Source organism: Pseudomonas sp. XP2 (genome assembly GCF_053557975.1).
Map to the genome: position 1 here is coordinate 80,459 of NZ_JBNRIK010000025.1, position 6,932 is coordinate 87,390.

7 protein-coding genes and 1 pseudogene are annotated in these 6,932 nt (G+C 61.8%); all 8 read left to right on the top strand.

Annotated elements, in window-relative coordinates; genetic code table 11:
• Positions 1-138 precede the first annotated feature (138 nt).
• Complete coding sequence (gene tsf, locus ACK1VC_RS22745) at positions 139-1,002, top strand: translation elongation factor Ts (RefSeq protein ID WP_016485208.1); 864 nt, start codon at positions 139-141, stop codon at positions 1,000-1,002.
• A 179-nt stretch (positions 1,003-1,181) separates the two neighbouring features.
• Entirely contained in the window at positions 1,182-1,925 is a 744-nt protein-coding gene (gene pyrH, locus ACK1VC_RS22750) for a UMP kinase (protein WP_012270836.1), read from the top strand.
• Positions 1,922-2,479, top strand: coding sequence for a ribosome recycling factor (gene frr, locus ACK1VC_RS22755; protein WP_060517531.1), 558 nt, complete (start codon positions 1,922-1,924; stop codon positions 2,477-2,479). Before pyrH ends, frr begins: the two co-directional genes overlap by 4 nt.
• A 15-nt stretch (positions 2,480-2,494) precedes the next feature.
• Positions 2,495-3,250 (top strand): polyprenyl diphosphate synthase, encoded by a 756-nt coding sequence (uppS, locus tag ACK1VC_RS22760; RefSeq protein ID WP_016485210.1) that lies wholly within the window; start codon positions 2,495-2,497, stop codon positions 3,248-3,250.
• Positions 3,250-4,065, top strand: a complete 816-nt coding sequence (locus ACK1VC_RS22765) for a phosphatidate cytidylyltransferase (RefSeq protein WP_016485211.1) — start codon at positions 3,250-3,252, stop codon at positions 4,063-4,065. Before uppS ends, ACK1VC_RS22765 begins: the two co-directional genes overlap by 1 nt.
• On the top strand, positions 4,062-5,252 hold the full coding sequence (gene ispC / locus ACK1VC_RS22770; protein WP_060517529.1) for a 1-deoxy-D-xylulose-5-phosphate reductoisomerase: 1,191 nt from the start codon (positions 4,062-4,064) through the stop codon (positions 5,250-5,252). Before ACK1VC_RS22765 ends, ispC begins: the two co-directional genes overlap by 4 nt.
• A 70-nt stretch (positions 5,253-5,322) precedes the next feature.
• Positions 5,323-6,675, top strand: coding sequence for an RIP metalloprotease RseP (gene rseP, locus ACK1VC_RS22775; RefSeq protein ID WP_016485213.1), 1,353 nt, complete (start codon positions 5,323-5,325; stop codon positions 6,673-6,675).
• Positions 6,676-6,748: 73 nt separating this feature from the next.
• Positions 6,749-6,932, top strand: a pseudogene (locus tag ACK1VC_RS22780) (POTRA domain-containing protein); the annotation flags it as partial.

Sequence of the window (6,932 nt, forward strand, 5' to 3'; positions counted from 1 at the left end):
TTTTGCCACCTTGAAATCCTGCTGTCAGCAAGGGCCCCGCATTATGGGTTGGCTGAGATAACAACAGCGGATTCGCAGAATTTAACGCCCGTGACGAACGGGTGGAATGGTTGAAAAACTTTCCAAGAGGATTTTGAAATGGCAGCAATTACTGCAGCGCTGGTAAAAGAACTGCGCGAGCGTACTGGCGAAGGCATGATGGATTGCAAGAAAGCCCTGGAAAAGGCTGGCGGCGACATCGAGAAAGCCATTGACGACATGCGTGCCTCGGGCGCCATCAAGGCCGCCAAAAAGGCTGGCAACGTCGCTGCTGAAGGCGCTATCGCCGTCAAGACCGACGGTAAATCCGCCGTTCTGCTGGAAGTGAACTCGCAGACCGACTTCCTGGCCCTGCAAGACGACTTCAAGAACTTCGTTGCCGAAAGCCTTGAAGAAGCCTTCGCCCAGAAACTGACCGACGCCGCTCCGCTGATCGCCTCGCGTGAAGCAGCTCGTGAAGCCCTGGTTGCCAAGTGTGGCGAGAACGTCAACATCCGTCGCCTGGTGCGCGTTGAAGGTGACGTTGTCGGTGCCTACCTGCACGGCAACAAGATCGGCGCAGTCGTCGTTCTGAAAGGCGGTGACGTCGAGCTGGCGAAGAACATCGCCATGCACGTTGCAGCGTCGAACCCTGAGTTCCTGGATTCGTCGGAAATCTCCGCCGAGGCCATCGAGCGCGAGAAGAATGTCTTCCTGCAGCTGAACGCCGACAAGATTGCCGGCAAGCCGGAAAACATCGTTGAGAACATGATCAACGGCCGTATCACCAAGTTCAAGGCTGAAGCTTCGCTGAAAGAGCAGGCCTTCGTCATGAACCCAGAAGTCAAGGTTGGCGAGCTGGCCAAGAAAGCCGGCGCTGAAATCGTTTCCTTCACCTACTTCAAAGTAGGCGAAGGCATCGAGAAGCCAGTCGACGACTTCGCTGCTGAAGTTGCCGCTCAGGTAGCTGCCGCCAAGCAGTAAGACAGCCCCGTCTGTCGCCCCAAAGAGGCTGCCCGCTCACGCGCGCAGCCTCTTTGTCAAAACGGCGAAGGGTTTATGAAACCCGCCGCCGCTGGCACCAAAGCGGTGCCACGCTACAGTTAGCAGGCTGAAAACAGCCCGCACGAATTTTCTAAAGTACGCCGCAGGAGAGACTCGCAATGGCTCAGCAGGTGAGTGGTCGCCAACCTCGCTATAAACGCATTTTGCTCAAACTTAGCGGCGAGGCCCTGATGGGCTCGGAAGACTTCGGGATCGACCCGAAGGTGCTGGATCGCATGGCCCTTGAAGTTGGCCAGTTGGTAGGGATTGGTGTCCAGGTCGGCCTGGTGATTGGCGGTGGCAACCTGTTCCGTGGCGCTGCACTCAGCGCAGCCGGCATGGACCGCGTCACCGGTGACCACATGGGTATGCTGGCCACCGTGATGAACGGCCTGGCCATGCGCGATGCGCTGGAGCGCTCGAACATCCCGGCCCTGGTCATGTCCGCCATCTCCATGGTCGGCGTGACCGATCATTATGATCGCCGCAAAGCTATTCGCCACCTCAACTCCGGGGATGTGGTAATTTTCTCCGCCGGTACCGGCAACCCGTTCTTCACCACCGACTCCGCCGCTTGCCTGCGCGCCATCGAAATCGATGCCGACGTCGTGCTGAAGGCGACCAAGGTCGATGGTGTGTACACTGCCGATCCATTCAAGGACCCACACGCCGAGAAGTTCGATCACCTGACCTACGATGAGGTCCTGGATCGCAAGCTGGGTGTGATGGACCTGACCGCAATCGTCCTGTGCCGCGACCACGGGATGCCATTGCGGGTATTCAACATGAACAAGCCTGGCGCCCTGCTGAACATCGTGGTGGGTGGCGCTGAAGGTACTCTGATCGAGGAAGGCCAAGCATGATCAACGACATCAAGAAAGACGCGCAGGAGCGCATGACCAAGTCCCTTGAGGCCCTGAGCCGTAACCTGGCGGCGATCCGCACCGGTCGTGCCCACCCAAGCATCCTGGATAGCGTCAAGGTCACTGCCTGGGGCAGCGAAATGCCGCTGAACCAGGTGGCTGCGATCAGCGTCGAAGATGCCCGCACCCTGAAAATTGTCGCTCATGACAAAAACCTCAGCGCTGCCATCGAAAAGGCCATTCTTACCTCTGACCTGGGCCTGAACCCGTCCAGCGCCGGCACTACCATTCGTGTGCCAATGCCGGCCCTGACCGAGGAAACCCGCAAGAACTATACCAAGCAGGCCAGTGGCGTGTGCGAGGATGCCAAGGTTGCCGTGCGCAACGTACGCCGCGACGCCCTTGCCGACCTGAAGAAGCTGACCAAGGACAAGGAAATCAGCGAAGACGAAGAACGTCGCGCCGCTGACGAGATCCAGAAGCTGACCGACAAGTTCGTTGCCGAAGTCGATGCTGCCTTCAAAGCCAAGGAAAAGGACCTGATGGCCGTCTAAGGCCGGGGTTTCTTAATGGAAAAGACCAAGCCAGTGGCGCCGTCCTCGGTGCCGCGTCACGTCGCGATCATCATGGATGGCAACAACCGCTGGGCGAAAAAACGCCTGCTGCCCGGCGTTGCCGGGCACAAGGCGGGTGTAGACGCCGTTCGCGCGGTCATCGAAGTGTGTGCCAAGTCCGGGGTCGAGGTACTGACCCTGTTCGCGTTCTCCAGCGAAAACTGGCAGCGCCCCGCCGAAGAGGTCGGTGCGCTGATGGAGCTGTTCTTCTCGGCCCTGCGCCGCGAGGCGAAGCGCCTCAACGAGAACAACATCAGCTTGCGCATCATCGGTGACCGTTCGCGTTTCCATCCCGAACTGCAAGCTGCCATGCGCGAGGCCGAGGCGCTGACCGCCGGCAACAACCGCTTCATCCTGCAGATTGCGGCCAACTACGGTGGCCAGTGGGACATCGCTCAGGCCGCTCAGCGGCTGGCGCGGGAAGTGCAAGCCGGGCACCTGCGCCCGGAAGACATTACCCCGGGCCTGCTGCAGACCTGCCTGGCAACCGGCGAGCTACCGCTGCCGGACCTGTGCATTCGCACCGGTGGCGAGCACCGCATCAGCAATTTCCTGTTGTGGCAGCTGGCCTACGCCGAGCTGTATTTCTCCGACCTGTACTGGCCGGACTTCAAACACGAGGCCATGCGCAATGCCCTGGCCGATTTCGCTTCGCGCCAGCGCCGCTTCGGTAAGACCAGCGAGCAGGTCGAGGCTGGAGCTCGTGCTTAATGCTTAAACAACGCATCATGACTGCGCTGATCCTGCTGCCGATCGCGCTGGGTGGCTTCTTCCTGCTCAACGGCGGGGATTTCGCCCTGTTCATCGGCTTCGTGGTGACCCTTGGCGCCTGGGAGTGGGCACGTCTGGCCGGGTTGATGGCCCAGCCGCTGCGTATCGCCTATGCCGCGGTGGTCGCCGGAGCGCTGATGTTGCTGTACATCCTTCCGGAGCTGGCGCCCTGGGTGCTGGGTGCTGCAGTGATCTGGTGGGGGCTGGCCACCTGGCTGGTGCTTACCTACCCGCGTAGCAGCGAGCTGTGGGCCAGTGCCGCCTGCCGGTTGCTGATCGGCCTGCTGGTATTGCTGCCTGCCTGGCAGGGGCTGGTGTTGCTCAAGCACTGGCCGCTGGGCAATTGGCTGATCCTGTCGGTCATGGTGCTGGTGTGGGCCGCCGACATTGGCGCTTACTTCTCTGGCAGGGCCTTCGGCAAGCGCAAGCTGGCCCCGCAGGTCAGCCCAGGCAAGAGCTGGGAAGGCGTGTATGGCGGCCTGGCGGTGAGCCTTGCGATTACGTTGGCGGTTGGCATCAGTCGTGACTGGGGTTTCGGTCAGATCCTGCTGGGCCTGCTGGGTGCCGCGCTGCTGGTCATGTCCTCGGTGGTCGGTGACCTGACAGAGAGCATGTTCAAACGCCGCTCCGGTATCAAGGACAGCAGTAATCTGCTGCCCGGCCATGGGGGTGTACTCGACCGCATTGACAGCCTTACTGCGGCGATCCCGATTTTTGCCGTGTTGTTGTGGGCTGCCGAATGGGGTGTGATGTGAGCCGTCCGCAACGTATTACCGTACTCGGGGCCACCGGCTCCATCGGTCTGAGCACGCTGGATGTGATCGCGCGCCACCCCGATCGCTATCAGGTGTTCGCCCTCAGCGGTTATTCGCGCATCGACGAGTTGCTGGCCCTGTGCATGCGCCATCGCCCGGCCTTCGCTGTAGTGCCGAGTGCCGAAGCAGCTGTGCGACTGCGCGAAAACCTGGCGGCTGCCGGCTGCACCACCGAGGTGCTGGAAGGCGAGGCCGGGCTTTGTCAGGTGGCTTCGGCAGCGGAAGTGGATGCGGTGATGGCAGCGATTGTCGGCGCTGCCGGCCTGCGCCCCACCTTGGCTGCCGTCGAGGCGGGCAAGAAGGTGCTGCTGGCCAACAAGGAAGCCTTGGTAATGTCCGGTGCGCTGTTCATCGAGGCCGTGCGGCGCAGCGGTGCCGTGCTGTTGCCGATCGATAGCGAGCACAACGCGATCTTCCAGTGCATGCCCGGCGACTACGCGCGTGGCCTGAGCGCGGTTGGCGTGCGCCGGATACTGCTGACGGCTTCCGGTGGCCCGTTCCGTGAAACGCCGGTCGAAGCTTTGCTGGATGTGACGCCGGAGCAGGCCTGTGCGCATCCCAACTGGTCGATGGGGCGCAAGATTTCCGTGGATTCGGCCAGCATGATGAACAAGGGGCTCGAGCTGATCGAGGCCTGCTGGTTGTTCGATGCCCCACCGGCCAAGGTCGAGGTGGTGGTGCACCCACAGAGTGTCATTCACTCCCTGGTCGATTATGTGGACGGTTCGGTGCTGGCGCAGCTGGGTAATCCGGACATGCGTACGCCGATCGCCAATGCCCTGGCGTGGCCTGAACGTATCGATTCCGGGGTGGCCCCGCTCGACCTGTTCGCCATCGCCCGTCTGGATTTCCATGCGCCCGACGAACAGCGCTTCCCTTGCCTGCGCCTGGCGCGGCAGGCTGCCGAGGCGGGCAACAGCGCACCCGCCGTACTCAATGCAGCCAATGAGGTGGCGGTCGAAGCATTTCTTGAGCGGCGTATCCGCTTTCCGGAGATCGCGGGTATGATCGAACAGGTGCTCGATCAGGAGCCCGTCGTGCCGCTGCCGTCGCTGGACGCGGTGTTCGCCGCCGACCAGCGTGCCCGGGAGCTTTCCCGTGAGTGGCTGAGGCGTCACGGTCGCTGATGCAAACCCACCCAGGTTTCTGAGGGGGCTGGCATACAGCCGGCCCGCTGAACATCATTCGGAGATGGACATGACAGCGCTCTACATGATTATCGGCACCCTTGTGGCTTTGGGTGTGCTGGTCACCTTCCACGAATTCGGCCACTTCTGGGTGGCGCGCCGCTGCGGCGTCAAGGTGCTGCGCTTCTCGGTGGGCTTCGGCACACCGCTGTTGCGCTGGCACGACCGCCATGGCACCGAGTTTGTGGTCGCCGCCATCCCGCTGGGTGGCTACGTGAAGATGCTCGACGAGCGCGAGGGGGATGTACCGCCAGCGCTGGCTGATCAGTCGTTCAACCGAAAGCCCGTGGGCCAGCGTATCGCGATCGTCGCGGCGGGTCCGATCGCCAACTTCCTGCTGGCCATCCTGTTCTTCTGGGTGCTGGCAATGATGGGTACCCAGCAAGTGCGGCCGGTGATCGGTGCAGTCGATGCTGGCAGCCTGGCTGCATCGGCCGGGCTGACCGCAGGTCAGGAAATCGTCTCTATCGACGGCAAGCCGACCAGCGGTTGGTCGGCGGTCAATTTGCAGCTTGTTCGTCGCCTTGGCGAGAGCGGCACCTTGCAGGTTGGGGTGCGCGACGAAGGCGCGTCTGCCGAGCGCCAGCTGCCGGTCAAGCTGGACAGCTGGCTAAAGGGCGCTGACGAGCCGGACCCTATCCAGTCCCTGGGGCTGCACCCTTGGCGCCCGGCGATTGAGCCGGTGCTGGCCGAGATCGATCCGAAGGGGCCGGCTGCCGCTGCGGGCCTCAGGACGGGTGACAAGCTGCTGAGCATCGACGGTGTTGCCGTGACGCAATGGCAGCAGGTGGTCGACAGTGTGCGTGCCCGCCCGGCTGCCAATGTGGTTGTGCGTGTCGAGCGTGACGGTGCGGCCCTGGACGTGCGGGTAACCCTGGCGCGCAAGGGGGAGGGCAAGGCTGCCGGTGGTTATCTGGGTGCCGGAGTAAAAGGTGGCGAATGGCCTGCCAGCATGCTCCGCGAAATCAGCTACGGCCCGCTTGAAGCGGTGGGTGAGGGCTTGTCACGCACCTGGAGCATGAGCGTGCTGACCCTCGAATCGCTGAAGAAAATGCTGTTCGGGGAGCTCTCGGTAAAAAACTTGAGTGGACCGATAACCATTGCTAAAGTGGCGGGCGCTTCAGCCCAGTCCGGCGTGGGGGATTTCCTGAATTTCCTGGCCTACCTGAGCATAAGCCTGGGGGTTCTTAACTTGCTGCCCATCCCGGTACTGGATGGGGGGCATTTGCTGTTTTACCTGGTCGAGTGGGCGCGCGGTCGTCCGCTGTCGGATCGGGTGCAAGGTTGGGGGGTCCAGATCGGTATCAGTTTGGTCATAGGGGTGATGTTGCTCGCCCTGATCAACGATCTGGGTCGACTATAAAGCTTCGCTCAATTGCGAACCTGCCGCTTTTTCGCGGCAGGTTGTTTATTGCCAGTTGGAATAAAAGGACTTCATGAAACGTCTGCTGCTAACTGCGGTCATGTCCGCACTGATGATCGCTGAAGTTCACGCCGAGTCCTTCACCATCTCCGATATTCGCGTCAACGGCCTGCAGCGGGTGTCCGCTGGCAGTGTTTTCGGTGCCTTGCCGCTGAACGTCGGCGACCAGGCCGATGATCGCCGCCTGGTGGACTCGA

Coding starts and splice junctions, on each gene's coding strand:
- tsf (WP_016485208.1), top strand. CDS start 139: ATGGCAGCAATTACTGCAGCGCTGGTAAAAGAACTGCGCGAGCGTACT.
- pyrH (WP_012270836.1), top strand. CDS start 1,182: ATGGCTCAGCAGGTGAGTGGTCGCCAACCTCGCTATAAACGCATTTTG.
- frr (WP_060517531.1), top strand. CDS start 1,922: ATGATCAACGACATCAAGAAAGACGCGCAGGAGCGCATGACCAAGTCC.
- uppS (WP_016485210.1), top strand. CDS start 2,495: ATGGAAAAGACCAAGCCAGTGGCGCCGTCCTCGGTGCCGCGTCACGTC.
- ACK1VC_RS22765 (WP_016485211.1), top strand. CDS start 3,250: ATGCTTAAACAACGCATCATGACTGCGCTGATCCTGCTGCCGATCGCG.
- rseP (WP_016485213.1), top strand. CDS start 5,323: ATGACAGCGCTCTACATGATTATCGGCACCCTTGTGGCTTTGGGTGTG.